The organism is Bradyrhizobium sp. 6(2017), assembly GCF_011058295.2.
GTDB classification, from domain to species: Bacteria; Pseudomonadota; Alphaproteobacteria; order Rhizobiales; family Xanthobacteraceae; genus Bradyrhizobium; species Bradyrhizobium septentrionale.
The window spans coordinates 1,959,252-1,985,478 of sequence record NZ_CP049289.2 but is presented as its reverse complement, the minus strand read 5'-3'; the positions used below and the strand labels follow the sequence as shown (position 1 = coordinate 1,985,478).

Annotated in this window: 25 protein-coding genes and 1 pseudogene; 4 read left to right on the top strand and 22 right to left on the bottom strand. The window is 62.3% G+C overall.

The genetic code is table 11. The features are described from left to right. Positions 1–5: 5 nt before the first annotated feature. The 9 genes from G6P99_RS09445 to G6P99_RS09405 form a co-directional block, all read right to left on the bottom strand. Positions 6–1,769, bottom strand: coding sequence for a relaxase/mobilization nuclease domain-containing protein (locus tag G6P99_RS09445; protein ID WP_165127939.1), 1,764 nt, complete (start codon positions 1,767–1,769; stop codon positions 6–8). A gap of 250 nt (positions 1,770–2,019) precedes the next feature. Beyond that, a complete protein-coding gene (locus tag G6P99_RS09440; RefSeq protein WP_246709483.1) occupies positions 2,020–2,709 on the bottom strand; it encodes a lytic transglycosylase domain-containing protein in 690 nt (229 codons plus the stop codon). Positions 2,710–2,915: 206 nt separating this feature from the next. Continuing rightward, positions 2,916–3,428 (bottom strand): S26 family signal peptidase, encoded by a 513-nt coding sequence (locus tag G6P99_RS09435; RefSeq protein ID WP_165127937.1) that lies wholly within the window; start codon positions 3,426–3,428, stop codon positions 2,916–2,918. Continuing rightward, a complete protein-coding gene (locus G6P99_RS09430) occupies positions 3,425–3,889 on the bottom strand; it encodes a DUF2840 domain-containing protein (RefSeq protein ID WP_165127935.1) in 465 nt (154 codons plus the stop codon). Before G6P99_RS09430 ends, G6P99_RS09435 begins: the two co-directional genes overlap by 4 nt. 289 nt (positions 3,890–4,178) lie before the next feature. Continuing rightward, the gene (locus G6P99_RS09425; protein WP_165127933.1) at positions 4,179–5,060 is read right to left on the bottom strand and encodes a replication initiator protein A; all 882 of its coding nucleotides are present in this window, start codon (positions 5,058–5,060) and stop codon (positions 4,179–4,181) included. Positions 5,061–5,082: 22 nt separating this feature from the next. Then, entirely contained in the window at positions 5,083–5,364 is a 282-nt protein-coding gene (locus G6P99_RS09420; RefSeq protein ID WP_165127931.1) for a helix-turn-helix transcriptional regulator, read from the bottom strand. A 133-nt stretch (positions 5,365–5,497) separates the two neighbouring features. Continuing rightward, positions 5,498–6,007, bottom strand: a complete 510-nt coding sequence (locus G6P99_RS09415) for a DUF2285 domain-containing protein (protein ID WP_246709482.1) — start codon at positions 6,005–6,007, stop codon at positions 5,498–5,500. Between the two features lie 67 nt (positions 6,008–6,074). Beyond that, complete coding sequence (locus G6P99_RS09410; RefSeq protein WP_165127929.1) at positions 6,075–6,269, bottom strand: transcriptional regulator domain-containing protein; 195 nt, start codon at positions 6,267–6,269, stop codon at positions 6,075–6,077. Positions 6,270–6,433: 164 nt separating this feature from the next. Beyond that, complete coding sequence (locus tag G6P99_RS09405) at positions 6,434–6,706, bottom strand: DUF2285 domain-containing protein (RefSeq protein ID WP_165127927.1); 273 nt, start codon at positions 6,704–6,706, stop codon at positions 6,434–6,436. Positions 6,707–6,865: 159 nt separating this feature from the next. Here G6P99_RS09405 and G6P99_RS09400 point away from each other — a divergent pair, with 159 nt between their 5' ends. Then, positions 6,866–7,117, top strand: coding sequence for a helix-turn-helix domain-containing protein (locus G6P99_RS09400; protein ID WP_165127925.1), 252 nt, complete (start codon positions 6,866–6,868; stop codon positions 7,115–7,117). Between the two features lie 218 nt (positions 7,118–7,335). On the opposite strand, the gene G6P99_RS09395 is transcribed toward G6P99_RS09400, so the two are convergent. Next, positions 7,336–7,656: a DUF736 domain-containing protein gene (locus G6P99_RS09395; protein WP_165127923.1), complete on the bottom strand. Its 321-nt coding sequence runs from the start codon at positions 7,654–7,656 to the stop codon at positions 7,336–7,338. 380 nt (positions 7,657–8,036) lie between these two features. Here G6P99_RS09395 and G6P99_RS09390 point away from each other — a divergent pair, with 380 nt between their 5' ends. Continuing rightward, complete coding sequence (locus tag G6P99_RS09390) at positions 8,037–8,198, top strand: DUF736 family protein (protein WP_165127921.1); 162 nt, start codon at positions 8,037–8,039, stop codon at positions 8,196–8,198. A 16-nt stretch (positions 8,199–8,214) separates the two neighbouring features. Here G6P99_RS09390 and G6P99_RS09385 read toward each other — a convergent pair whose 3' ends face one another. The 6 genes from G6P99_RS09385 to G6P99_RS09360 all read right to left on the bottom strand — a co-directional run bounded on the left by G6P99_RS09385 (position 8,215) and on the right by G6P99_RS09360 (position 18,821). Beyond that, positions 8,215–8,694 carry a hypothetical protein gene (locus G6P99_RS09385; RefSeq protein ID WP_165127919.1) on the bottom strand — a complete coding sequence of 160 codons (480 nt, stop codon included), beginning with the start codon at positions 8,692–8,694 and terminating at the stop codon, positions 8,215–8,217. A gap of 134 nt (positions 8,695–8,828) precedes the next feature. Continuing rightward, positions 8,829–9,752: a DUF2493 domain-containing protein gene (locus G6P99_RS09380; protein ID WP_165127917.1), complete on the bottom strand. Its 924-nt coding sequence runs from the start codon at positions 9,750–9,752 to the stop codon at positions 8,829–8,831. Between the two features lie 330 nt (positions 9,753–10,082). Beyond that, positions 10,083–11,144, bottom strand: a complete 1,062-nt coding sequence (locus G6P99_RS09375) for a DUF7146 domain-containing protein (RefSeq protein WP_165127915.1) — start codon at positions 11,142–11,144, stop codon at positions 10,083–10,085. Beyond that, complete coding sequence (locus G6P99_RS09370) at positions 11,144–15,466, bottom strand: strawberry notch-like NTP hydrolase domain-containing protein (RefSeq protein ID WP_165127913.1); 4,323 nt, start codon at positions 15,464–15,466, stop codon at positions 11,144–11,146. Before G6P99_RS09370 ends, G6P99_RS09375 begins: the two co-directional genes overlap by 1 nt. Before the next feature lie 182 nt (positions 15,467–15,648). Next, positions 15,649–17,766: a ParB/RepB/Spo0J family partition protein gene (locus G6P99_RS09365; protein ID WP_165127911.1), complete on the bottom strand. Its 2,118-nt coding sequence runs from the start codon at positions 17,764–17,766 to the stop codon at positions 15,649–15,651. 107 nt (positions 17,767–17,873) lie between these two features. Beyond that, positions 17,874–18,821, bottom strand: a complete 948-nt coding sequence (locus G6P99_RS09360; RefSeq protein ID WP_165127909.1) for an ArdC family protein — start codon at positions 18,819–18,821, stop codon at positions 17,874–17,876. Positions 18,822–19,182: 361 nt separating this feature from the next. On the opposite strand from G6P99_RS09360, the gene G6P99_RS09355 reads away from it, so the two are divergent. After that, a complete protein-coding gene (locus G6P99_RS09355) occupies positions 19,183–20,226 on the top strand; it encodes an IS110 family transposase (RefSeq protein WP_165129299.1) in 1,044 nt (347 codons plus the stop codon). Between the two features lie 730 nt (positions 20,227–20,956). Here the strand turns inward: G6P99_RS09355 and G6P99_RS09350 are convergent. The 3 genes from G6P99_RS09350 to G6P99_RS09340 all read right to left on the bottom strand — a co-directional run bounded on the left by G6P99_RS09350 (position 20,957) and on the right by G6P99_RS09340 (position 22,991). Further along, positions 20,957–22,003 (bottom strand): IS110 family transposase, encoded by a 1,047-nt coding sequence (locus tag G6P99_RS09350; protein ID WP_165127907.1) that lies wholly within the window; start codon positions 22,001–22,003, stop codon positions 20,957–20,959. A 150-nt stretch (positions 22,004–22,153) separates the two neighbouring features. Next, positions 22,154–22,336, bottom strand: a complete 183-nt coding sequence (locus G6P99_RS09345; RefSeq protein WP_007605933.1) for a hypothetical protein — start codon at positions 22,334–22,336, stop codon at positions 22,154–22,156. A 133-nt stretch (positions 22,337–22,469) separates the two neighbouring features. After that, positions 22,470–22,991 (bottom strand): thermonuclease family protein, encoded by a 522-nt coding sequence (locus tag G6P99_RS09340; protein ID WP_165127905.1) that lies wholly within the window; start codon positions 22,989–22,991, stop codon positions 22,470–22,472. Positions 22,992–23,367: 376 nt separating this feature from the next. Between G6P99_RS09340 and G6P99_RS09335 the strand changes: the two are divergent. Further along, positions 23,368–23,630 (top strand): annotated as a pseudogene (locus G6P99_RS09335) (hypothetical protein). Between the two features lie 425 nt (positions 23,631–24,055). Here the strand turns inward: G6P99_RS09335 and G6P99_RS09330 are convergent. The 3 genes from G6P99_RS09330 to G6P99_RS09320 form a co-directional block, all read right to left on the bottom strand. Next, positions 24,056–24,709 carry a nitroreductase family protein gene (locus G6P99_RS09330; RefSeq protein WP_246709481.1) on the bottom strand — a complete coding sequence of 218 codons (654 nt, stop codon included), beginning with the start codon at positions 24,707–24,709 and terminating at the stop codon, positions 24,056–24,058. Between the two features lie 106 nt (positions 24,710–24,815). Further along, positions 24,816–25,733 carry an NADP-dependent oxidoreductase gene (locus tag G6P99_RS09325; protein WP_165127903.1) on the bottom strand — a complete coding sequence of 306 codons (918 nt, stop codon included), beginning with the start codon at positions 25,731–25,733 and terminating at the stop codon, positions 24,816–24,818. Positions 25,734–25,782: 49 nt separating this feature from the next. Beyond that, positions 25,783–26,199 (bottom strand): SPW repeat domain-containing protein, encoded by a 417-nt coding sequence (locus G6P99_RS09320; protein ID WP_205751480.1) that lies wholly within the window; start codon positions 26,197–26,199, stop codon positions 25,783–25,785. Positions 26,200–26,227: the final 28 nt, after the last annotated feature.

The window sequence follows — 26,227 nt, the reverse complement described above, 5'->3', positions numbered from 1 at the left end:
GATTGCTAGAGACCCAGGTCGCGCTTGCGGCCAAAGCCCCATTCGATGCCTCCGCCGTCCTTCGCGACGCCGGTGACGTGTTGGGCGAACTTCTTCTCGAGTTCGCGAGACCAGGGCACGAGTTGAAAGCCAAGTCCGTCATCGATCATGGCGAAACGCCCCGAGGCGAGCGTCAGCCGCTGGCGATACGTTCCGGTCACCTGCTCCCCGGAGGCGGCCTTCACATGAGGCAGGCCGGTGTCGGCCGAGACTCTTGCCCCCACCTCGTCCAGCTCACGTCGGCGCAGCGTGTTCAGCAGGTCGCGCTGCAGGATGATGCGTTGGCCCTGCCGCCGTGCCAGACCTTCCTGGATCAGATGCTTGGTGCGAGCTTCCATGGCGTCGCGAGTCTCGCGGCCGAATCCGCCCATGGCGAGTGGCATAGGGTCCCGCTCGACCAGGCGGTGGTCGAGCCAGGTCGCGCCTTTCGCGGTGACCTGCGCACTGAGCTCGAGATCGGAACGGGTCGCAAGCATCACGGTGGGGCTCGGCTCGCCGGCTTGACCAAAGCGTCGCACTTCGACGATCCCGCCGACCGGCGGAGCGTGTTCGAAGGCCTCGACCCCGCGGAAACGGACGTGGTGAGCGCGTCCGTCTGTTCCGTCGATCACGGCGTAGGCCTCCCCGGTCAGTTCGTCATGCAGTCCTCGATCAACCAGCCGTCCGACGATCTGGGATGTCGGCGGCCCACCTTCGATGACATAGTCGGAAACGCCGCGTGCCTCGCCGCGCTCGGTAAAGGCGCGGTGCATCGTCTTGATGATATCGCCGCGCATGCCGAGATCGCGTAGGTTATGCTCGGCTTCAAGCCCGACCATCCATTCCCCAGGTGCAGCTGACGCCGCGAGACCCATCTTCTCCAGATGTTGGAGACGACCAACCATCAGGCGCCGGATCTCGGGATCCGAACTGCTGGGATTATTGGGGCGAAGATCGACATAGCCGGTTTCGTCAGCTGCCATCCGGATCTCTTGATCAAGCCGCGTCCATCGCTCCGCTGTGACGTCCCTCTCCAACGAATTGCGGATTTCATGCTCCGGTCTTGGTCCAAGCTCGATGGCAGCCAGTTCCTCGGCGCGTGAGCGCAAACCTCGGCTGATGTAGTCGCGGGAGATGACGAGATCGGCGCCCTCTTCGTCGACGCCCCGAACGAGAAGATGGACGTGAGGGTTGTCTGTGTTCCAGTGATCGACGGCAACCCAGTCGAGCCGCGTGCCGAGGTCGATCTCCATCTGCCTGGCCAAGTCGCGGCTGAAAGCTCTGAGGTCGCTCATCTCGCCGGCATCCTCGGGCGAGACGATGAACCGAAAATGATGCCGGTCTCCCTCGCACCGCTCCGCGAAAGCCGCGCCATCGGCACTGTCACCGCTCACATCGAACATCTCGGCCCGTTCACCACTCCGAGTCACGCCATCGCGCTTCAGGTATGATAGATGGGCCGTCAGCGGCGCCGAGCGGAATGCTCGTCCTTTGCGGCGGACAACGCGCGCTTTGACCACGACGCGTCGCGTCGGGTTGAACAATCGGCTGCGGCTGAACGCAAGCCTACCGCGGCCAAACGTCGAGCGCCCGAAGGCTGCGGAACGCTTACCGGCGGCAGCCTGACCCGAGGTGTGCCCGGCTTTCTTCGCGGCGCGTAGCACCTGGTTGATGAAGCTCTTCGGTTTCGGCGCGCGGGTGCTGCGAATGCGCCCGGGTCGAATACGCAGATCGCTGTCGCCCACCGTCATGGCAGGGCCTCAAGAGGCGCAAGAGCGCTGACAGTGCCGAAAATGTCTTTGATTGCATTGCTAAAAATGCATGGCGCGGCACGCGCCCCGACCGACCGGCACGGTAGAACCCAAGCCATGCCAATGGCTTGCGGGTCGACCGGCGAGCCCCTTTTATCTCGCCGTCCTGCTGTCGTGTTTCCCCACTGCCCTCGCCTTTCCGCCCATTCTTCTCCAGAGCACGCCAATGCTTGCGAGCTTGCGCATTCAGTCATTGCGGGCCTCCCGCATCAGGCCTCGCGACGAACAGCCCTGTTGTTTGTGGCACAATGGCTGAGGCGTCGAGAACGGACGCGGCCGTCGACGCCCGGCTCGGTGGACGCTCAGGCCGGAGCCGGGGAGTGATCCTTGAACTTTCAGACCGCGCAACGAAGAGCGTCGCTGCTGATGGCTGCAAACTGGTGACTGCGCCGGACGCTGCAATGTCGCTGCCGATAATTGGCACAAGCTTGTGCAAATAGGTCTGGGTCTCTGCTGGCAATGGGCGGCCGGCGAGATGTTCTTCGTAGCGAGAAGGTCCGGCGTTGTAGGCCGCAAGGAAGCCCGGTGAACCGTACCGACCGTGTAGCTCGCGAAGGTACGCAGTTCCCGCAAGAATGTTATCATGTGGATCGTAGGGATCGTTGCCGAGGTCGTACCGCAGATGTAGCTCCGCCCAAGTCTCTGGCATGATCTGCATCAACCCCATGGCGCCCTTGGGTGACTTGGCGCGCGCGTCTCCGGCGCTTTCGACGCCTATGACCGCGCGTATCCAACGCACCGGCACGCCGAAGCGACGCGACGCTTCCTCGACGAAATCTGCAAATGGATCGCTCGTCCGATGACTCGCGATAGGCTCCGCGGGTCGCGTTTCGGCGACAGCCGTGGCGTTACTCACAGCCAGCGCAGCAAACAACGGCACGACAGCGCGCGCGCTCCTCTCGAAAAAACACAAGCGTGCCGCCGTGCTCGCGCCCGTCCAAGGTAAAGCCGCTTCGCGCCAGCCTTTCGGCCGCCCTGGACCGGCGCTGCGCGCGACGGCTGTGCTATCGTTGGTCGGGACGGAGGGATGGCCCCGCATTTGATCAAACAGAGGAATGGCTGGTCGAACACATGGAACACGCACGGTCACTCCTCCCGTGTCCACACGGGAAGCGCACGGCCGATCACGGCCGACGCCGGAAGGAATCCAAAATATCGGCCGTCAAGCGAGTCGGCCGACTGCCAGTTCATGAGGAAAAGCTCGCCGTCGCCGACCACGCGACAACCCTGCCATTTCGGCAGCGGCCGGCCACGCCCGTCGCGGTCTCGCGCCTCACCCATTTCAATGCCGTCAACCGAAATGGTGAGCCCGCTTCTGCAGACTGCCTGCCCGGGCAGCGCCAAGACTCGCTTGAGCATGGGGACGCCGACTGGCAGATAGCCGTTCAGGTCGAGAAAGGTCGCAAGCGGCTCTGGCGGCTGAATGGCGACTAGCTCAGTAACATGGAAGCGCTTCGCCGGACGTAAGCTATAGAGACCGATTGGCGCGCTTGCCGATGCATTCCAAATGAAGAGGGGAAGCGGCTCCAGGGCGATTGTCGCGACGAGCGCGGCAGCAACCGCGAACGTCGTGGTCAGCGTGATCACGCGGCGCGTCATCGCATCACTCCCTGACGATGGAGCCAGGCCTGGTGGCGCGCCTTCGTGTAGGGCCGCGGGTTTTCGTTGACGGACAGACGGTTATGGACGTGATGCCAATGGTCAGGAGCGACGTCGGCCGGATCGATGCCGAGCGCCTCAACGGCATCGGTCATCTGCAACACTCGTTCGACCTTCGGCCAGCCAGAGAGACGTAGCAAAATCTCTCCGCCGGGCTTCACATACGGCACGGTCGAGCAGCGCTGTCCCGGTGCGACCGCGCGCAAGACGTCGATACGCGAAATGATCGTGCCAAAGTCGTTGGAGGTCCAACGGACGAAGGCAAAGATGCTGCCGGCTGCAAATGACAGGACACGCCGGTGACGATCAAGCTTCCGTTCCTTGACGATGCGACCGAACCGAATGCGGTTTTCGATACGCTTCTCAAGCCACAACACTTCCACTTCGGTGAGGTCGCTCATGCCGCCGCTCCCTGAAGCTCGTGCTGGGAGCCGTGAGCTTTGCGGCCGGTGAAGTGCGTGTGCTGCTTCTGCAGGCAAACAGGACTGGCGGTCCACCGTTGCCAGTCGCCTCCAACGCGTCTTTCAGACTGGTCCGTTAGAAGAAATCCGAAGGATTTCTGGTTAGTAAAGTTAGAGCGGCTGGAAGGCGCTGGGAAACAAGCACTTAAGCTCGATTCCGGTCCCCGATAGCACGAGGATCGGGTCCCCGATAGCACGAGGGTTGCGGTCCCCGATAGCACGAGTTGATTCACAGGATGTCCTCCGAATTTGGGATGAGACCGCGGCGGCGCAGGCGTGCCGTTAGGGGATCGACGGGTATTGGCGCGAAGTTCAGCCGCTCGCTACCGTTCGGGTCGCGCGTGAGCACGAGCTGATAGCCGGGCAATGTCTGGCGCTGGACGATCTGACGAACGTCGTAAGCGAAGTGCTTGAGCGGCGAGAGGATGCCGGACTTGGCATGGAGATGCACAAGGTCAAAGCTCCAGCCGCCGTCCTGGCGACCACCGTGCTTGCGCACGAGCCGATAAAGCCAGCGCTCAAGTCCGCCCGTCAGATCGAAATAGGCGCGGTCGATCGTGAGCACGAGCGCGTCATCGATGACGCCGGCATAGAACCAATCCGGCAGGATCAGTTCGAGCCCAAATGGACGGCCACTTGCATCGGCCGTCTCCTTCCACTCGTTGATCCAGGAGAAACGATGCCGTCGCCGCTCTGCCGGCTGGCGGATCGATGTCAGCACGGTCGTTGACTGAAGCCTGTCGAGACCAGCCTTCAGCCGGTCATAATCCCTCGCGCTGGTGCCGCGGCCGACAAACGTCAAGATCTCGTACGGCGTTGCAGCCATCAGGCGCGACGTCTTCAGGCCGGCGTCACGTGCTTCGACGATCTGGGAAGCAGCCCAGATCAGAACGTCGGCATCCCAAATGGTCGCCATGCCGTGTTCCGGCACGGCTTCGACACGAATCGCGATTACGCCAGCGCGGAAATCGATCGGAATGATGCGCTTTGTTTTTGCGAGCGAGAAGAACGGATAAGCCATCAGATCCTGCGCGTCGCGGGGCGCGAGATCGCCGGGCAGAGCCCGAAAAAGCTCAAGCTGGTCGCGCTCGGAATGCTGTTTGCGCCGCATGTTTATTGCTCTCGCGCGGCGATCAGCGACGTTCCTGGCCTGCATACGGGCGCAGGACCGGATGCTTCTTGGCAGGCAGCACAGTGCCCTTGCCGGGATCTGACGTTGACGTCTTGGCGCCGAGATCAGCCCAGGCTTTTAAGTCATCCAGGGCGTAGACGACGCGGCCGCCGATCTTCCGATAGATCGGCCCGGTGCCGTACGTGCGGTGCTTCTCAAGCGTACGACCGGAAAGACCAAGATAACGCGCGGCCTCCGGTGTACGCAGGAAGCGCGGGGGTAGACCGGCCATCGGATCGGGCATTTGAGAGCTCCAGAATGACGGCGCGTCGCGCATGCGACGGCGGCGTGTGTGCGGTCATCATGGAGAAGCGCGATGTCGGAGGGGGATGCCGAATATTGGGGGGACGATTTTCGGCACCCCCGGGAGGGCGGCGCTACTCGTCCCTGCGCTCGGGCCGCAGAAGTCTGCGATAGCCTCCGCGCACGAACGCGAGGCCGCTTTGTACGAGACGGATGATTCTGCTGCGCAGATCGTGCGTTTTCCAGGCGCGATCCGGTATGCGCTTTTCGCCGAAAAGTGCCTCAGCGATGCTGCGATAGGTCGCGCCGTCGAAATACGCAGCGACCGCGCGAAGGGCTGCGCATAATCGTTCGCGCCGTTGTTTAGACAAGCGATGAAAGTCAGGTCCCGGCGCGCGTCCATTTAACGCGCGCCACAGCCGCGTGGCAGCGTGCGCGCGCGCTTCGAAATCGCGGTCAAACGGCAACTCGGCTGCATAGCGAGCGCCTGCGCTCAGCGGCTGCTTCGACCAGATGCGATGCTCCACCGAGCCGATGTGCAGCACCGCGTGCCAACCGTCGGCGGCGCGGCACACCTGTCCAGCTGTAAAGTCGAGCAGCGGCAGAGACGCTGACTCGTGAGAAGCGGCCGGGGCGATTGCCACCGGAACAACGGATGCTAGAACTTCAGGCGTCCAAAAGATCGCCTGTTCTTTGGCGGACTTTTGCGGATCATGGGCGAAAGCAGATGCCCCATCTCCTCCTGAATTCCTCGGTCACTTCGCCATCTGGACTGTTCACGATCATTGTTTCGTAATCGCGTTGGTAGTCCACGTTCATACGAAGGCCTGTCCAGGCGATGTGAGTGATCTCAGCGTTCTCTAAGCTCTTAAACGATTCCGGCGATCGCCAGTCGAATTCAGGCATTGCTTCCGCCCCATTGCATGCAGCTCACAAGGATTGCGGCGCAATAACTATGAACGATGCGGTTGTAGGAAGCCCCTAGTTTGGCACCACGTGGTGCATGTGAATGACCACCGGTGAGCGAGAGAAAATACTTCTGGCTGCAAATCTAAGTCAGCGATTTTCTTCTATTTTGAGCCCGCGCCACGTAAGAGGCGTCCCTGCTCGGTGATCCATTTGGCGCGCGCAAGATGACTCTGGTATGCGTTGCGTGCACGGTCCGACTCTCGCTCCGAATCGATATGTAACACGATTCGAGCGACTTCGCGCCAATCCGCTCCCTCACTCTCCGCCTGCAGAAGGCGAATGTACGTGACGACATGCTGTTCGTCATAGGCTGTCATCACCGGCTCATTAGGCGCGACATCCGCGACGTCAGGATCTAGCTGCGGTTTTGTCATGACCGTTCCAACAAACAGCGAATGATTCTAATCTCCTGAAGGCGGGCTGATCCCGACGTCTCATTTTAGCCTCATTGCGACCCAGCCGACCAGCGAGCAGCTCGAAATACATACTATAGGAGATAAACCTCATAGTATGTAAAGACGCAATTTGCGCTGATGGACATGCGCAAGTTGGTCGGCCGAAATTTCGCAAGACTGCGGAAGCAGAAGCGCTTCACGCAGGAGAAATTCGCCGAAGTGTCCGGTTTCACCCAACAGTATATCAGTGACCTGGAACGTGGCCGCCGAAATCCAACCGTTGTAACCTTGTTTGAACTCGCCAGCACGTTGGGCATCAGCCACGTTGATCTCGTCCTCCCGGACGAGGAGGCGCGAAACGAGCGATCAAAGCCTGCCAGGCGAAAGTAATCGGACCGCAAGAGTTGATTCGGCCACACGAGACCGTTTCTTCGCAAACCGCGCCCCAGAGATGACGCGCCGGCCGCCCATCAAATATGGTTGCCCCTCAGCTGCGCAGCAATCAAACCTAGCACAATGGCGCAACGGCCCGTCTGTCGATGCGCGGACTGGGTAGGAGTTTAGGAAGCCCCGCCCGAGGGATCGGGCGGGGCTTGGTGGAGAGAGTCTTACTCGCCGTTCTTGCGGGGCCGCGACCAGAGCAGCGTGTAGCCCTCGCCGCCTTCGTCATCGAACAGGTTCGCGTAGATCGGCGCGTTGAACGAGAGATCATCGAGCTTGAGCGAGAGGTAATCGCGGCCCTCTTCGGAGCGCTTCGACCAGGCTGCCCCGATCTCCGCCCGGCCCACGTAGATGCGGTGGCTGGGAGCGTTTTCGTTGGAGCGGTTGGTCTCGGCGACGATACGGACGCCCTTGGCTTGCAGGCTCAGGGTGACGATCTCGCCCTGGAAATCGTTGCCGACCTTCTTGAAAGAACCGATGTTAGCCATGTCACTTCTCCTGTTGTGTTTCGAGCCCGCGACCACCGCGGCCTCGATGGCGATCTAAAGGCCGAGGACGATCGGCGACGCACCCGCTCGCGGGCCGGAGCGCAGCGGAGGACGTCGTTGGAGCGACTTTCTTGTCTCGCGAGGAATGGGCGCAAGCCCAGGGGAAGAAAGTCGCATCAACGGCGTTGCGGCTCAGACGATCGAGGCGCAGCCGGTCTTCGGCCAGATCAAGCCATCAAAGAGGCCACGTGCGTCCGCGTGCTGAACCGCAATCTCGGGAGAAGACTGGCGAATCTCGGTTGTGCTGAACAAGAGGTCGGAACGGTTCGGCGCAGAAAGAGAAACAATCTGCCGCAAAGGGCGGTATCGTCCCGGAAGGAATGATCGAGCGCGGCGCGCCGCGCCACCGCAGCTGTGTGGGCCGGATAGAGATTGGTACGGCTTGCTTAAAGCGCTCCGAGGAGAAGCGCGGTTACTTCTCGTTCGAGCTCGATGACCCCTCGTTCAACGTGGCGCCCTGTGCGACCTTGCTCGACCGATGATGGCGACGAAGCGTCATCACTCATGCCTGGCGGCTGTGAGAACTGGTTGAGGCATATTCTCCGCCACCCCGGCCGACTCCAACGGGCGGGTCTCCGCGAAAACGGTCAAGCGCGTCCATGCCGTGCCGCCGATGCAAACCGCACCCAGGCAAGCGAAGGCCTCGCGCCAAGCGAGCGAAGGCACCCCGATCTGCGACAGGGCAAACACCACATGATAGCCGGCGATTGCCGCAGGGACGGCGAATGCGGTTGCGATCGCGATACGCAAAGTCCGTGACCGACTGACCGCGACGGCGATCTGACCGACGGCAAGCGTCAGTGCGCCGGAGGCTAATCCGATAAGCAGCGCGCCGACGACGCCGGCGCCGCCATGAAACGCCATTGTCCCGAAACTGAGTGCGACGAAAAACGGCAAGGCATAGACCGCCAGCGCAAAGATCAGCCAGCAGAACAAGCCTATGCCAACGGCGTTGAGGGCAAGCCCAAGGACAAGCATGGCGGTGGCTCCATGTGCAAACATGTACCGGTCGCGCCTTCCACCACCACCGCGGCGCGGCTTCGGACGTAAAATCGAAAGGAGGCGAAGTTGCGGCGTGCAACTCCACCTTGGCGTCTTCGAGGCGACGGCGCTCATGCGCCGCCGAACTTCCAGACGGGAATGCCGAGCCGCTTCGCCTTGTCAGCGAGATTGTCCTGAATTCCCGTGCCCGGGAAATGCATGACGCCAATCGGCAGAAGCTCAAGCAGAGCATCGTTGCGCTTGAACGGCGCCGCCTTGGCGTGTTTCGTCCAGTCGGGCTTGAAGGCGATCTGTGGCACCTTGCGGCTGGTTGCCCATTTGGAGGCGATCAGTTCGGCGCCTTTCGGGGAGCCGCCATGCAGGAGGACCATGTCGGGGTGCTTGGCGTGAACCTTGTCGAGGCGATCCCAGATGAGGTGGTGGTCATTGAAGTCGAGCCCACCGGTGAGTGCGATTTTCGGTCCTGGTGGCAACATGACCTCAGTCTCGGAACGACGCTTGGCAGCGATGAAGTCGCGGGAGTCGATCATTGCCGCGGTGAGCGTTCGGTGATTGACCAATGATCCCGACCGAGGACGCCAAGCTGAGCCGGTGTGGACCTCAAATCGCTCGATGGCCTGATCCCGGAACAGTTCCAGGCAATTGCGGCGCTCGATCAGCGTGATGCCTTCGGCCGTCAGGCGCTCGAGTTCGACCGATCGCACTTCCGAGCCGTTCTGCTCGCGTTGGCTCTTATGCTGCGCTTGTTCGTTGTCATCTAGTTGCCGTTCGATGCGATCGACGGCCCGATGGAACAAGTTGACGGTCGACCAGAGCAGATCGTCAAGGTCCGGCTCAAGCCGCGTGTCGTTCAGGGTCGCAACAAGGGCGTCAAAGATATCGACCACGGCGCCGACGATCATCTTGCCCTCGGGGAGCGGTCTTGGATCGGGCTGGTCGTCGAAGGGACGATAACCGAAGAGCTGTAATTCAGTGAGGACGTGGTCGGTCGGAGATGTGGCGTGCGGCGGTTCGATATCGTCATGGTCGTTCATGGGAAGAGGTCCTTTGCCGGATCGGCCGCGACCATCGCGGCCTTCGTGGCGATCCTCTGACGGCAGGCGGAACGGGCCAGAACCCGAAAGGGCCGAAGCGGCAGCGGAGGATGGCGGAGGCCGGCTATTTTGCTTCGCGATGCAAAGCGCGCGGCCAACCGTATGATGTGTCTTCACATCGCTGGCGCGCGGCGGAAAATAGCCGGACGCAGCCATTGCCGGCCCGGGCCGCTTGCCGTCCGATCGCCCTCTAGAAGGCCGAGGTCGCGTCCTTTTCCGGTATTGGCCTCGCATATGACCGGCCTATCAACGTCGATCGAAGACCGGGAGCTATTCCGCGGCCACCGTCGACGAATGCAGGAAGCGAACGACGTCCTCTGGCACAAGCTGAAACCGCAGGGCTGCTCGGAGCGCGTCGAGACCGAAGACATGCAGATCTTCGTTGAAGTCGCCCAACCGGGGCGACAGCGCGATCGCTTCAATGCCGGCGTCTGCTGCGCGCTGGCTGAGAGTCGCCTGCACCGCATGGCCGGCGGCATCGGCGTCGCGGGCGATGTAGAGCCGGCGCAGGCCAGACGACAGTATTATGGCTGAGAGGTGATTGGCCGAAAGCGCAGCCGCCATTGGCATAGTCGGCAGCACGTAGCGCAGCGACAGCATGGTCTCAATACCCTCGCCGGCAGCGAGCACATCGTCCACCACGCCGAAGCGAACCGCGTTGCCGACGAGATCGCCCATCGCGCGTCGTGGCGTATCGATCGGAGCTTTGCCCAGCCGAGTGCGATCAAAGCCGTCCGGATCGAGCCAGGTGCGGTGCACGCCAGTGATCTGTCCATCGAGGTCCGTGACGCAGGCGATCATCGCCGGCCAGGTCTCGGTCGGCAGGTGTTCATCGGGCCGATAGTAGCAGCGCGGATGGAAACGCAGACTGCCACCATGGTGCACGCGGGCTATTCCGCGACGCTGCAAATATGTGTCGACCACGGTCCCCTCGATCGGTTGCGATATAACAAAGAGCCGTCTCGCTGCCTCTTGCGATCCGGCCGGTGCTGACGGACGAACGTGTTGCGAGACGAGTTCCGGTTCAGCACGAGGCAGCCTCAGAAAGCGCCTCGCCTCCTCTGCGACCTCGCGGAATTCGCGCAAACCCAGGCTTTCACGGATGACGTCGAGGAGATCGCCATGCTCGCCTGTTGCGGCATCAGTCCATTTTCCGGCGGAGCCCTTTGGTGATTCCTGGAGCCGCACAAACAACGAGCGGCCCGGGGTGTTGTGGACGTCGCCAACCAGCCAGTACCGCCCCTCCCGCCTGCCATTGGAGAGATAGTGTCGGCACACCGCCTCGGCCTCACGCGCGAGGCGGCGTGCCAGTTCGCAAGGCGCGCGAGGCATCAGGCGGCCTCCCGCTCACTTGCACGCTCGACTGGGTAGCGGTCGAGCACCTTCGACAGGATCTCGACACCGCTCGCGTCCGTGGGCACGAACATGCGCAGCTTCCAGGAGATGATCTCTCCAAAGAGGCCGTAGGCCCGCAAGCGATCGCGCATCGTGTCGTTGAAGCCCGACAGTTCAATGCGGTGTGCGCCCGTCACCCGGACACGGCGAAGCTGGAGCCCCTCCGCAATCTCGAGGACGGTCCGTCCTTCCATCAACGCGGCGAAGGCGGCGTCCGGCGTCAGCGCTGGCGCGTCAGCCGCAAGGATATTCGCGACCCACATAGCGGAGACGTTGCGGCCGATGATCCGCTCGCCCGCGTCGGTCTGCAGCCGATAGACGCGGGTCGACTCGTTCGGCAGCCGCTTCCAGATCGGCAACAGCAAGCCGGCCACGACGGGGATCGTGCTTTCCGTGAACTCGGGCACGTCGGCAAGCTCCGCCAGCCAGGCCGCGGCGAAGCGTTCGCGGTCGACCTCGACCCAATGGCTTTCCGCCATGATCTTCAACGGAACGCTATGCTGTTCCATGGGCCGGATCAGGCGCGCGCGCCGCTCGATCTCACCATCATCAAGCATGAAGCTCGGAGCCGTGACCTGCACTGCTGCTCGTCCTGAGCGCTCATTGATCAACAGGATGGCGCGAGGGTCCGAAAGACGACCGAGAGCATCATCCAGGCTCACTGGATGATTGCGCTGGCACTGGGTGATCGTGAGCAGCCGGGTCTCGGCGCTAGTGCCCGGATGAACGTAAATCGTCCGCCGGTCGGTGACGACGAAGCTCTCGGCGCGGAGCGTTTCCAGCCCAACGTCATAGGTACCGGAGGCAACCGCGCCTTCGATCCGAGCCGTCAATAGCTGCTCGAAGACGGTGAACAGGATATTCTGAAGATCGATCGTGAGCGCCAGCAACCGGTTCAGGAAAGTCGTAATCGGCGGCAGGTCATCCCTGAGGCCGTTAGTATCCGTGAGCTTCAGGCCGGTCGCATCCTCGAACCTCTCGAGCGAGCAGCCCTCGACCTTGCCGCGCGCCAGCAGCGTGTAGAGTTGGCGCAACGCGTCGCGGCCGTACTGGCTTTCGAGATTGTCCTCGGGCCGGAACAGGCCCTGCCCTCCGGTCTGGCGCTGGCCGCGCGTGATGGCTCCCAATGTATCGAGCCGGCGGGCGATGGTGCTGAGGAAGCGCTTTTCGGCCTTCACGTCGGTCGCGATGGGACGAAACAGCGGCGGCTGCGCCTGGTTGGTCCGGTTCGTCCGGCCGAGCCCCTGGATCGCGGCGTCCGCCTTCCAGCCGGGCTCGAGCAGATAGTGGACTCGCAGGCGGCGATTCCGCGCCGAGAGTTCGGCATGGTAGCTCCTCCCCGTGCCGCCCGCGTCGGAGAACACGAGGATGCGCTTGACGTCATCCATGAACGCCGAGGTCTCGGCGAGGTTGGCCGAACTGGCTCGGTTTTCGACCACCAGCCTGTCGCCCTTGCGAACGATGCGCCGCGAACGGCCGGTCACCTCCGCGACCATGTCAGTGCCGAAGCGCTGGACGACCTGGTCCAGCGCACCAGGGACTGGCGGCAGCGAGGCGAGCTTCTCGATGAGGCGGTCGCGGCGGGCGACGGCGTCCCGGCTCTCGACCGGTTGGCCGTCACGATAGACAGGCTGGGAGCAGAGATTGCCCTCCTGGTCGGAGAACGGCTCGTAGAGCTGGACCGGAAAGGAATGGGCGAGATAATCGAGGACATACTCGCGTGGGGTGATGTCAACCTGGACGTCGCCCCAGTCCTCCGTTGGTATCTCGGCCAGCCGGCGCTCCATCAGCGCTTCACCGGTCGAGACAATCTGGATGACGGCGGCATGGCCAGCGTCCAGATCGCGTTCGATCGAGCGGATCAAGGATGGCGTCTTCATCGAAGTCAGGAGGTGGCCAAAGAAGCGCTGCTTCGCGCCTTCGAAGGCAGATCGCGCCGCTGATTTCGCCTGGCCGTTCAGCGTTCCGGTTTCGCCGGTGATGTTGGCGGCTCGCATCGCCGCGTCGAGGTTGTTGTGGATGATGCTGAACGCACCTGCATAGGCGTCGTAGATGCGAACCTGCGCGGGCGTAAGCTGGTGCTCGATGAGCTCGTACGCGACGCCCTCGTAAGAGAGCGAGCGGGCCGCGTAGAGGCCGAGCGCCTTGAGGTCGCGCGCAAGTACCTCCATGGCCGCAACGCCGCCCTCCTCGATCGCCTCGACGAACTCGGCCCGCGTAGCAAACGGGAAATCGTCGCCACCCCACAATCCCAGCCGCTGGGCGTAAGCCAGATTGTGTACGGTCGTGGCGCCCGTCGCGGAGACATAGACGACGCGGGCATTCGGCAAGGCGTGCTGGAGCCTGAGCCCCGCACGGCCCTGCTGAGAGGCCGCCTGGTCGCCACGCTCGCCCTTCTGGCCTGCCGCGTTCTGCATCGCGTGGCTCTCGTCGAAGACGATCACTCCGTCGAAGTCGGAGCCCAACCATTCAACGATCTGCCGCACGCGCGAAAGCTTTTCGCCGCGCTCGTCGGTGCGCAGCGTAGCGTAGGTGGTAAATAGGACGCCTTCCGAAAGCCGGATCGGCGTGCCCTGGCGAAACCGAGACAGCGGCGTCACGAGCAACCGCTCCATGCCGAGCGCGGACCAGTCGCGCTGCGCGTCTTCGATCAGCTTGTCGGATTTGCTGATCCAGGCCGCACGGCGGCGGCCCTTGAGCCAGTTGTCGACAAGGATGCCGGCGACCTGCCGACCCTTGCCCGCGCCGGTGCCATCGCCCAAGAACCAGCCGCGGCGGAAGCGAACGGCATTTTCTGCATCGTCGCGCGCGGCCGCCACAACATCAAAGGTCGCATCGACCGTCCAGGAGCCCGCAAGAAACTCGGAATGCGCTTCACCAGCATAGATGACGCTTTCGAGTTGGGCGTCGGACAGGATGCCATCCGCCACGACATTGGCCGGCAGATGTGGCCGGTAAGATGGCTTCGGCGGCGCGACCGAGGCCATCGCGGCGGACTGCACGAGTTTGGTCGGATGCGCATGCACGTCCAGAATACGGATCGCCTGCAGTGCGTATTCCTCATAAAGCGCATCGGTCAGTCGAGCGCCTTCCGGAGGTGTCCACTCGACCGTCTCGTAGGTGAGTTCGACGCCCTCTGGCGCGCTGTCTCCCGAAGCGGGCGATGGGCTGGGTGCAAAGGCGCCTGCCGGCCGAGACGTCGCGGGGCGTCTGATGACGTCGACCATGACGGGGGTGGCGACAGGCAGCCTCGGGGGCACATGCTGGCTCACCCAGTCGAGCAACGTGGCGACATCGCCCGCCATGCCCAACGAGGCCGACAAGACTTTCGGGTCTGCGGCGGGCTGCTTGTCGATCACAAGCAGCCTTGTGTCGGTCTGCGTTCCGTGTTTCGCATAGACCGCGCCATCGATGGCGGCAGAAAACACCACCCGCCCGCGCTCCTGGAGGCGAACAAAGGCATCTCGCCATGCCGCACTATCCGGCGCAAGACTTGCGCCGGTGATGGCGACCAGACGCCCACCGTCGCAAAGACGCGCCAAGGCTGAGGCGATGTGCCGGAGCGCCGCATCTGCCATCCGTCGATCGACGTTCGCCAATGCCGAGAACGGCGGGTTCATCAGGACGACGCTCGGTACGACACCCGCATCGAGGTGATCATCGATCTGGGCGCCGTCGAATCGCGTGACCTTAACCTTGGCGAACAGTTGATCGAGCAATGCCGCGCGACCCACGGCCAGCTCGTTCAACACCAAGGCGCCGCCAGCAAGCTCGGCAAAGACGGCGAGCAAGCCGGTCCCCGCGGAGGGCTCTAAAACCCGGTCGGACGGCGTGACGCCGGCCGCGGTGCATGCGGCGAGCCCAAGCGGGATCGGCGTCGAGAATTGTTGAAGGGCTTGGCTGTGCTCGGAGCGCCGCGTGTGGGTCGGCAGACAGCGCGTGATTGTCGCGAGCATCGGCAGCATCGCGGCCGTCGAGCCGGCCTTGACACGGATAGCCGGGCCAAACTTGCGAAGGAACAGAACGGTTGCCGCCTCGCAGACATCATAGGCGGTCTTCCAGTTCCAGACGCCAGTGGCGTCGGAAGCGCCGAAGGCAGCTTCCATGGCGTTACGCAGGACAGCGGCATCGATGCGACGGCCGCGCTCGAGATCAATCACGAGCTGTCGCGCGGCCCTGACGGCGGCGGAGGTGAGAGTTGCAGCGGCGCGCATCGAGAGCGGCGCGGCGGCAGCGCCGCCGGCGAGAGATTCGGTCATGACAGGGTTCTCGGGAGAGCAGGAATGGGTCGAACCGCCCGTCGCTCTCCTTAAGACCACGGCGATTCAAACCTTCCCGGCCCGGCTCTCCCTCTCTGCCCTAGCCCATAAGAATGGGGACCGGCGCGACACACCGGTCCCCAAGCAATTGCCGGACGGCCGGAGCCGTCCCTCCTACGATGTCACTCAGCCGCGTCGACCTGTTGCGGATCATCGTCGTTCGCGTTGTCCCGATCCTCGTCCTCGTCGAGGAATTCGGGCAGCGGGCCCGCTTCACTCTCCTGCTCCATTGACGCCGCACTGGAATCGACGAGACGCAGCGGTTCCGGCAACCAACCCGAACCATCGAGAAGACGCTCAGCCTCCTTGGCCATGTCGGCCTTCTTCAGGTGGTCGATCAATTGCGCGGACGATTCGCCTCTTGCTTCCCGCACTGCCTCCAGAATGCGAGGCTTGGTGACCCGGCCGAGATAGTTGTCGACGGAGGGCTTCCAACCCACTTGAACCATGTCGAGGCCGACGGCACCTGCCAGCACATCAGCCTGGTCGAGTCGGGTGCGAACGCCGTGGACGGAGACGCGGCCCTGATTGTAGCGGTTGGCGGGCTCGTAGAGAGCGTTGACCGCAAATGACGCACAGTGAGCGAACAGGGATGCCTGTGCGGTGCCGTCGAGGACTGTGAGCGCGGTCCAGAGATCGTTTTCGCCCTTCGGCAACCGTGCTTTCCAGGATTCATGCCGCGCCTCAACGGCCTTCCCGGACGCGCTTTCCCTCAAGCCAGGCGCTTGAGCCGGAAAGGTCGGCGTGCGAAGGCCGATCTCAAGGCAGCTTCCGGACGATGCGAACCGGTAAAAGGCCGTCAGCACGAAGTTGTGCAGCACCGCCTGGAACGCAATCGCAGGATTTTCCGCCAGCGCATCCCGCAACGCCAGCGTGCGATGCGCTGTCAGCTCGGTGATCAGCCGATCCGGCAGAGGTTTCGTCCCATCCTCATCATCTTCTTCCGTATCAGTAGCGCCGCCAGCCACCGCGATGACCGCGCGCTGGACCGAAGCACCAGCCGCCTTCCCCTCGATCGACGGTGTGTCGGCGCCCTGCCCGACATCAGGATCGTCTGCCGACACGTCGTCCTCCGGCCGGACGTAACCCCGATCCACCGAGAGGCGGCCTTCGGAATCGATGCAGACGAAGACGCCAGCGCGGACGATCTCGGCCGGATCGTAAATCATCGACCGGTCTTCGAGCGCGACCAATGCCGCCTCGATTTCGCCCAGACGCTGATCGACCTCATCGGGCAACTCGTCGGCATCCTGATAATCGGATTCAAGCTTGGCTTGCTCGGCGTTGAGTGCGTCAATGGTGGTCTGCTCCTCCGGGGAGAGATCGACAGGTTTGCCCTCCAGCTCACGCAGGTCATCCGTGTGGCCGTAGGGGAATTCGACGGCGAGCGAAATCCACTTCCAGCCCTCCGCAGCAATCGTCTCGGCCTCGGCTTTGAGCTTTTCTGTAACGAGACGATCGAGCAAAGCAACGTCCTGGAGCCAGCCGCCATCATCGTGCTCGAAAAGATCCCGCAAAACGCCGCCGCCAGCCTGCTCGTAAGCATCCAGCCCAATGAACTGAACGCGGCGATCGGACGCGCGCACGGTATTTTCCGTCAGCATTCGCCGGATCTGATAGGGTTCATCATAGCCGGATCGGCTGACGTTCTCCCAGACCTGCTCCTGCCTGGCGTGGTCGGCTGTAACAGAGAAGGCCATGAGTTGCTCGAGAGTCATACCGTCTTCGGCATAGACGTCGTGGAGCTTTGGCGACACGGACGCCAGCCGGAGTCGTTGCTTCACAACGGCCGGTGTCACGAAATGCCGAGCAGCGATATCCTCGTCGGATAATCCGGCGCCACTCAAGCTCTGGAATGCTCGGAACTGATCGAGCGGATGAAGCCCTATCCGCTCGTCATTCTCTGCAAGCGAGTCGTCTTCAGCGATGCCCCCCTCGCGCACGACACAAGGAACCGCCTGAGTCTTTGCCATGCGCTTCTGCTTTACGAGAAGTTCCAGCGCGCGATAGCGCCTGCCGCCGGCCGGCACCTCGAACATGCCGGTCTCATTGCCTTCGGCGTCCACAACCGCCCGCACGTTGAGACTTTGCAAGAGCGTACGCTGCGCGATGCTTTCAGCGAGTTGCTCGATGGAAACGCCCGCCTTCACATGCCGGACGTTGGACTGGCTGAGGACCAGTTTGTTGAACGGAATGTCTCGCGAGGGGGATAGCGTGATCTTTTGGACAGCCTTCGTCATATCGATTCTCCACGACGGGCAGCCGGGAGCCTCTCTCTCGGCCTCCAACCCGTCACGGAAACGTCCCTGCCCTCTCGCTCTCGTGCGCGCGGCCACCGAGCAGAGCCTCACGCCGTCTGCTGGTCCTCCGGCATATCGACGGCGGGTTCTGGGAGAAAGCCGAGGAGATAGTCCGCGACCTTGCTGGCCTGGGAAGCGGCCCGGACAATTGCACGATTGTCCTCGCGCAACACTTCTAGCCACGAGCCGATATAGTCGGCGTGCCGCACCGTGGGCACGATACCGAGTGACGCGCAACCGAACGCGGATGAGATTTCCGCAACCAACTCCTCAAAGGCATACTTCTTGGTACCAAAGCTGCCCGACAAGTCGCGATTGAGGCGTGACGGATGGCCGCTGGCATGCGCCAGCTCGTGGAGGGCCGTTCGATGCCAATTGATCGGTTCGAAATAGGCTTGCGGTGGGGGCACCTGCACATAATCCTCTGTGGGCACATAGAAGGCACGGTTGCCGCCAATGCGGAAGTCGATGCCGGTCGCCTTGATCAGGTATTCGACCTGCGGCTCGATCAGGCCTGGCGGCGGAGGCGGCGCCGCTGTTGCGATCTCTGGAGGCAAGCCGTCGCATTGATCGCTGTTGAAGACCGTGAAGCGCTTGAGGAATGGAACCGCCTGCGCTTCCTCACCGTTCTCGCTCGCGCGGCGCTTTTCGTCGACCGGGACAAACCGATCGGCGTAGACGACTGTCGTGCCGCGCTCGCCCTTGCGGACGTGACCACCGAGCGACAGCGCCTGGCGGAATGTAAGCCAGCTCTGACCGGTGAATGCGCGCTCAGTGGCGGCCCCCCAGAGGATTAGAATGTTGATGCCGCTATATTGACGGCCGGTCGCGGCGCTTTTCGGCATAGCCAAAGGCGCCGTCGCCGCCGCCGTGCCCCAAGGCTGCACCCACGGCACTCGGCCAGCCTCCAGCTCGGCTATGATCTTGTTGGTGATTTCGCCATAAGGGCTTGTCCGGTCATCACCGGTGCGCGCCCGAGGATATTGTCTGGACATCGCGGATCTCCGCGACGGGCGCCGCGAGCCTCTCTCGCAGCCTGTAACCCGTCACGGCAAACCGGGCGGCACTCTTACTCTCAGCCTCTAAGTGAGAATGCGAACCTGCGACGCGGCCTGCCTTTCGTCCAATTCTTCATGGGGCTTGGCTTTGAGGTGCTCAGGCCGAAGGCCCCGACCAGGCGTGCGCCAAGGGCGCATCGCATCAACGGAAAATGGCACCCGCAGGAGCGTGAGCATAGCGACGCCGAAGGCGGCACGCGGGACCGAGTGCAGCGACGAGATGAAGTAACCGGGGGAGCTCCCTCGGCCGGCGCATAATACGTCGATCGATTCGCCCAGGAATGAGATGGAGATTCTGATGAATCACTTCGCTGGACTCGACGTGTCTCTGAAGCGCACTGCGATTTGCATCGTTGATCGAGATGGGAACATCGTACGGGAGGGGGTGACGGACACCGAGCCCGAGGCGCTAATTTCCTGGCTGAGGAGTACCGGCTTCGCTTTCCAACGCATTGGGTTGGAAGCCGGTCAATGCTCGTCCTGGCTGCACAACGGGCTTTCGGAAAGCGGCCTGCCGGTCATTTGTGTCGAAACCCGGCACGCAAAGAGCGTGATGCAGGCGCAAAACGTCAAAACCGATCGAAACGATGCGCGAGCGCTTGCTCAAATGATGCGAACAGGGTGGTTTAAGGCGGTCCATATCAAAACCGAAGACAGCCAAAAGCTGCGAGCATTGATGGGTAGTCGCCGATGCCTTCTCGACAAGCAGCGCGACCTCAACAACCATATTCGGGCGGCGCTTCGAACCTTTGGATTCAAGGTCGGCCTCATCGGACAAAGCCGTTTTGAAGTACGTGTACGCGAGCTCATCGTACCTGACGGAGCCTTGCAAGCTCTCGTCGTCCCACTGCTGGAAGCCCGTCGTATGCTCGGCGAACAGGCGCGCGTGTTGACGCGCCTGATTGGACGCCTGGTAAGAAGAGACGCGACCTGCCGCCGCTTTATGACAGTTCCTGGCGTTGGCCCTCTGACAGCCTTGGCGTTCAAGACGACCATCGATAATCCGGCCCGCTTCCGCAAATCACGGCACGTTGGTGTCCACCTCGGATTGACCCCAGGAAAGTACGCATCGGGAGAGGTCGATTACAACGGGCGCATCACCCGGTGCGGCGACGCTTTTGCCCGGGAACATCTCTTTGAAGCCGCACACTCATTGATGGTCAACACCAGGCGGTGGTGCTCGTTGAAGGCATGGGGCATTCGTATTGCCAAACGCAGCTCAATGAAAAATGCGTTGGTAGCGGTGGCCCGCAAGCTGTCCGTTATATTGCACCGCATGTGGCGCGATGGCAGCGACTTCCGGTGGGAGAAATCAACGCTGGAGACCAGAGCCGCAGTCTGACACCCATCAACTGACCATCAGAACACAGCCGAAAGGCTGTCAAGGAGTCCGGCAGGACGAGGAATGGTGAGGGCGATAACCGGTCTGCAGCGCGAGCCGATTGCTCCGTGACTGCGTCCCCGAGATGGTCCCGCCACTTCTTCACGAACATCATCATGAGGCGGGGATCCGACCTCGAAGAGAAGCGCGATCGCCGGATACTTTGACGCCCTGACAGGTTCGGAAGGAGCAGCCGGAATGACATAGTCAGATGAGATTTATGCTTGACGTCCCAACCCCGGTTAGAGAAGACCGGTTAAAAGGGTACCCGGGAACGGGGCAGTGATAGCGACGCCGGCATACTTCATGACGGCGGGCCCCTTTCCCGAGTGCCCCCGGCGAGGAGCTCCGAAGCTCTTGCGCGAGGGGATCGAAGCCGGACGGCCGAGACGCAAAGCGGCTCGGTTCATATGTGGACGGCCCCCGACTTGCAAGGATTGGCTCTGGCAGCATGCTCGGATCGCTTGCGCTCATATGTCCGGCCTGTTTGCGGGTCTTGCGACCACCGGCCAAGATGGGCTTCGCGGACAGTGAGATCCAAACACGAGAGCGGCATTTTCTGCCGGTAAACCGAGCGGAGCATCTCACATGACCGGCTCGCGCCGAACGTACCACCTCTTCCTATCCTGCAAGTTCCGCCCTCAGCGTCAAACCTAACGGTCTAGCGCCAAGCTCTGCATTTCGTTTAAGCCTAGACCGGCGTCGTCGTCGGTATGACGCTGCCAGCAGGTCGGTAATGCTCGCCACTGACCATCAGTTTCCAAGCGATCCGCGCCAGCTTGTTTGCCAACGCTATGGCGACTAGCTTCGGCGGCTTGCGCGCGATCATGTCTTTCAGCCAGGGCCAGGAGCGACTCTCGCGTCGCCGCACATCTGCGATCACAGCCGTCGCGCCAGCGACCAAAACGGTTCGCAACATGCCGTCACCGGCGCGCGTAATCACGCCGAGCCGGTTCTTTCCGGCCGTTGAATGGTTCTTTGGTGTCAGGCCAAGCCACGCAGCAAAGTTTCTTGCCGACTTGAACCCACCTGCATCCACGACCTTGATTGACAGCAGCGTCGCGCCAATCGGACCAATTCCCGGAATGGCCGCCAGTCGTCGGCTCATCTCGCTACTCCGGTGCAGGTGCATGAGCTTCTTGTCGAGCTTAGCGATCTGGTCGTCGACGCGCGCCAGCTCTGCCGCCAACGCTTCCACGAGCTCCAGCGCCAAGTCGGGAACCGTCTCATCAGCCCGAATATCGATCAGCAGCTGATGGAGGCGCGAAAGCCCCTTGGGCGCAGTAAAGCCAAATTCCGCGGCGTAGCCGCGGATCGAATTGGCGAGCTGGGTACGCCTGCCGATGAACTGACTGCGCACGCGTGTCAGCATCTGCGCACCCTGCTGCTCGGGACTCTTGATCGGCACAAAGTTCTTGCGCAGTTTTGGCCGACTCGCCGCTTCACAAATCGCCTCGGCGTCCGCGGCGTCGGATTTCCCGCGCTGCACATATGGCTTGATATATTGCGGCGGGATCATCGCCACCTCATGCCCGAGCGATCGTAGCTCCCTCGCCCAATAGTGCGATGCTCCGCAAGCCTCCATCGCGACAAACGCAGGCGGCAAACGCCTGAAGAACTCCAGAACCTGGCTGCGCCTCAACTTACGCCGCAAAACCGGCTGCTCCATCCCGTCAACGCCATGCAACTGAAACACACTTTTTGACGTATCCAAACCGATGCGAACAATCGTTTCCACGGGCGGCTCCTTCATTTGAGGTCAGCGACCACCTCAGTCTAGCCACGCAGAGTGGCGGAAGGGGGCCGTCCACCCCAACACGAGAGCCCGATGCGGCGGAGCCGCACGCGCGCAAGCGGACGAACTCCACGAAGGCTTTAGTCGGAGGACCTAGATTTCCTCGCGCGCATGCGTCTGCGCGTCATAGATCCTGATCTGAAGCATGGGAAAACGCTTCTTTAGTTCTTCGCCACCTGCCCTGGCGCCGTCTCTGGTTGTAAATTCGGCTTTGAGCCGGCCGTCCACTTCAAGCGCGTAACCAGAGGCCGGCAATTCACGGGTAGCTGCAACCATTTCATTCCCATTGTGCAGTGAGGTGATTAGGAATGATGGGTAGCGTGAGTCGCCCAAACCGCGCCAGAGCCACTTGCCCAAGTGCGGTGATTGGCCAACGCACGTTGTGGATTGGCGCCTTGCTGGGATCGCATCAAGGATGGGCATTTGCATCGTCCGAACAGGCGGACGGCCTTCCGCTTGCGCGGATGCATGCACGGTAGAGCCACGGCTCGACGTAGCTGCCCTTCCAGAGTCCCTGGCCCGCACGCTCAGCATCGCGCTGAGCTTCGTGATACCTGCCTTTCGAGTATTTGGGCCAATCCAACGCAAGACCGTTGCGTACAAGCCATTCGCCGAGGTCCGCACCACCGACCGAACAGGTCGCGACCGTGCGGCCATATGGGTCGAGGCTGACTGGAACACAATTGACGGCACGGCGGGCAATGAAGACATCAAGGTCATTCGCGGCCTGCGCTCCGCAACGATATTGTAGACTGTCTTCGCCGCGGCACAGCTGACTGCTCTCCGGTGCATCGATCCCCCAAAGCCGAATGCGCACTCCATGCATTTCCAGCGTGTCGCCGTCTATCACGCTGGCCTGTCCGACAAACTCGTCGGCCAAGGCCAAGCTCGACAGAATGGCGAGAATCAATGCGACAAAGGTTCGACGCATTCCAATGACCTTGTAACTACCGCAAATCTCGCGGATTGGATTTCGGCCAGTTCTCGAGTGGTTTCAGCGCCGGCGGGTGCTCGGGCCGCTCGGGATAGTGAAACCCCTGTGTCGCGCAGCTAGCGTCCCTCAAAGCGAGCCCCGAGCAGAATCGCATCCATCTGCCAAGTGAATTCATAAACCTTCCAGACGCCGTCATTCTTTATAACTTCGCCGGTCGCGTTGAATGGCAGGCTGCTGCGTGGCTGGTTTTGCACAGGGCGGCGGAACACGTGGAAAAGCACCTGCCCCGACGATTTGGAATCCCTGCTCTGTGTTAGCAGCCGGAACGAATCGAGGGCTGCAAGGATTCGTCCTTCGCGGAGGAGCGATCTTGATGCTGATGACCAAGGAGAGGCGGACGGCGATCCGCACGGTACGGGGATGGGCGATAGCCGTGCTGCAGGAGGCAGGCGCGATCCGCGAGTGTGAGTACCACGGCTGGATGCAGGACCGCGCGGATCCGCACGCCCGTGAGCGGGCGTTCGAAATCGCCCGCAAGGATATGCCACCGGGTCTTTCGCCCGAGGCGGCTGCCCGCGCGGTGAGGTCCTGGACTCGGTCGGCGATACCTGCCCCGAATGCCCGCCCGAGGTCTAGGCAAAGCGCTGGACAATCGACGCGAGCAAATGGAATGCGGCGTGCTCCATGTCCGCCTTACCCCGATAGCGACCAAGCTCGCGTTGCAGAAAAATTTCGCGATGGGGCAGTTTGAGACTCATGCGGTGCAGCGAAAAATGGCTGTCATTCGATTACCTCGTCAGCGGTGGCAAGCGAGCTTGGCGGCACTTTAAGACCAAACGTCTTGGCGGCTTTGAGATTAATGACCAACGCGCGGGGCCCCCAGCTCGATAATGAACACCGCGAGCGTGGAGAGAACGCACGCGACCGCGGTGACAGCCATCGCCATGTGGAATCCTGGGAACAGCTGAGGACCGCCCTGCTGCAGGACGCCGCCGAGCAGGGCGAAGAGGGACCCGGTGCGTGAGACCCGGCGGCCGCCCTGCTAAGACCGGACTCCTCAACTAGGCGAATTCCAGCACATCGGCCACCGGGCGGCGCGGCTTCTGTGGCCAGTTTCCCGGACGCACCGGCCCCACGGACAACAGCATGACCGGCACTTCGTCCTCGGCCAGTCCAAACTCGCGATGCACCGCTTCGGCATCGAAACCGATCATCGGTGTCGAACCCAGGCCCAGCGAGCGGGCCGCATAGATCATCGCCGCCGCGCCGAAGGTGCTGGTGCGTACTGCTTCGTCGCGCTGGCGCTGCGGGTACTCCATATACAGATTGCGTGCGGGGATTTCCCATTCCGGCACCATCTTCGCCGGCATGATGCCCGCTTCCACCAGCGGTGCCAGGCGCCCTGGTATTACGCTGGAATCGGCCAACTGGCCGCAGACGATGAAGGTAACGGCTGCTTCGGTGATCGCGGGCTGATCCCAAGCAATGGGACGCAACCGAGCCTTGGCTTCAGGCGTGCGTACGGCGATGAAGCGCCAATTCTGCAAGTGGAACGACGTCGGCGCGGTGGTGCCGATTCGCACCAGCTCGCAGATTTGGTCGTCGCTCAAGGTGGCAGCAGGGTCGTAGTACTTGGCGGCGCTGCGGCTCAGGATGCATTCGATGACAGCGTTGGTCATGGTCAATCCGTCGCTCATAGGGATTCCGTCGGTCATGGTGATTCCTGTGGGTGAATGGAGTGTTTTCGCTGTATGGGGCGCGCGCCAGCCGGTCGCCCTGGACAGCGCCGGCCGGCTGCGTGCATCAATGGGCGCGCGTCGCTCAGGGACGAACGCGGATGATCGTCTTCCCGCTGATCCGCTTGGTCGGATTGAGAGCCGCGACGGCATCGTCGAGGGTCGCAACGTTGCCGATGTTCGTCCGCAGTCGTCCGTCTCGCACCCGCTGGACGATCTCACTCAGTTGGGCGCGATCGGACTCGACGACGAAGTCGACCGCGAGGCCGTCGGCGGGCCGTGCCTCGGGCGGCGCGACGATGGACACCAGCGTTCCTCCGGCTCGAATTAGGCCTGCGGACCGCTTCCCGATGTCGCCGCCGATGCCATCGAACACCAGATCGACGCCGCCGACGTCTTCCAGGGCGTCGTTGTCGAGTTCGACGAACTCCTTCGCGCCGAAGTCGAGCACCGTCTGGCGGTCGGCAGCGCGTCCGGTGCCGATGACGTGGGCGCCGAATTCTCGTGCGAGCTGCGTCACCATCGAACCGACCGCGCCGGCCGCGCCGTGTACGAGTACGCTTTGCCCCGCCCGAAGGCGGCCGTGCTGGAACAGTCCCTGCCACGCGGTGAGGCCCGAGATTGGCAGACTCGCGCCCACCGTGAAGTCGACGTCGCCCGGCAGCGGCGCGAGGTTGCGTGCCTCCATGGCCACATACTCTGCCAGGGTGCCGTCGCGATACCAGTCGGCGAGGCCGAACACTCGCTGTCCCACCGACAGCCCCGTCGTGCCGTAGCCGAGAGCGGTGACCACTCCGGCCAGCTCGTGCCCAAGGATCGATGGCGTTCGATCACGGTTGAGGCGGTCGGTCCAGGTCGAGGGCCACTCCAGCTCAGTCGGGACGAATCCCGACGCATGAACCTGAACGACGACGTCGTTTATCGCTGCCTGCGGCGCGGGCCGCTCCACAAGCTTCATCCCGGCCTTTCCCGCAGCCTTGTCCGTTACTACAATTGCCTTCATGGTAATTTTCTCCTGAGTCGTTTGTCGCTTTGCTGGAAGCAAGTGGACTTCAAGCGCTTGCTGTCCGCTTCTGCATCGCGTCAGACTTCTGCAAGCAGAGCACCACCAACAGCGCCCCGCCGTTTGCCCAGTAATACCAGGCATCGAGACCGGTAAAGCCGAGGGCAAACGGCACCGTCACGAAGATGATGCCGACGAGAGCATCAACCGCGACATGAAATGAGAACGGGATAATCCGGATCACGCCCGTCTTGTGATTCGTAAAGAACGTCAGAATGATCGCTGCCACGCCAGTGACGACAGCGACCCATTTTGCCGAAGGATTTGAGTCGCCGAGTCCGAGCACGAACGGCAAGGCGATCAAGCTCGCAGCAACAGGATAGTCCAGGTAAGCGTGCATCGTCTTGGTGACGAACCTGGGATCGAAGTGACTGAAGGGATGGGCGGCTTGTCGAGTGATTTGCACGATGGACTCCTTTGGTTTGAATGGCGAC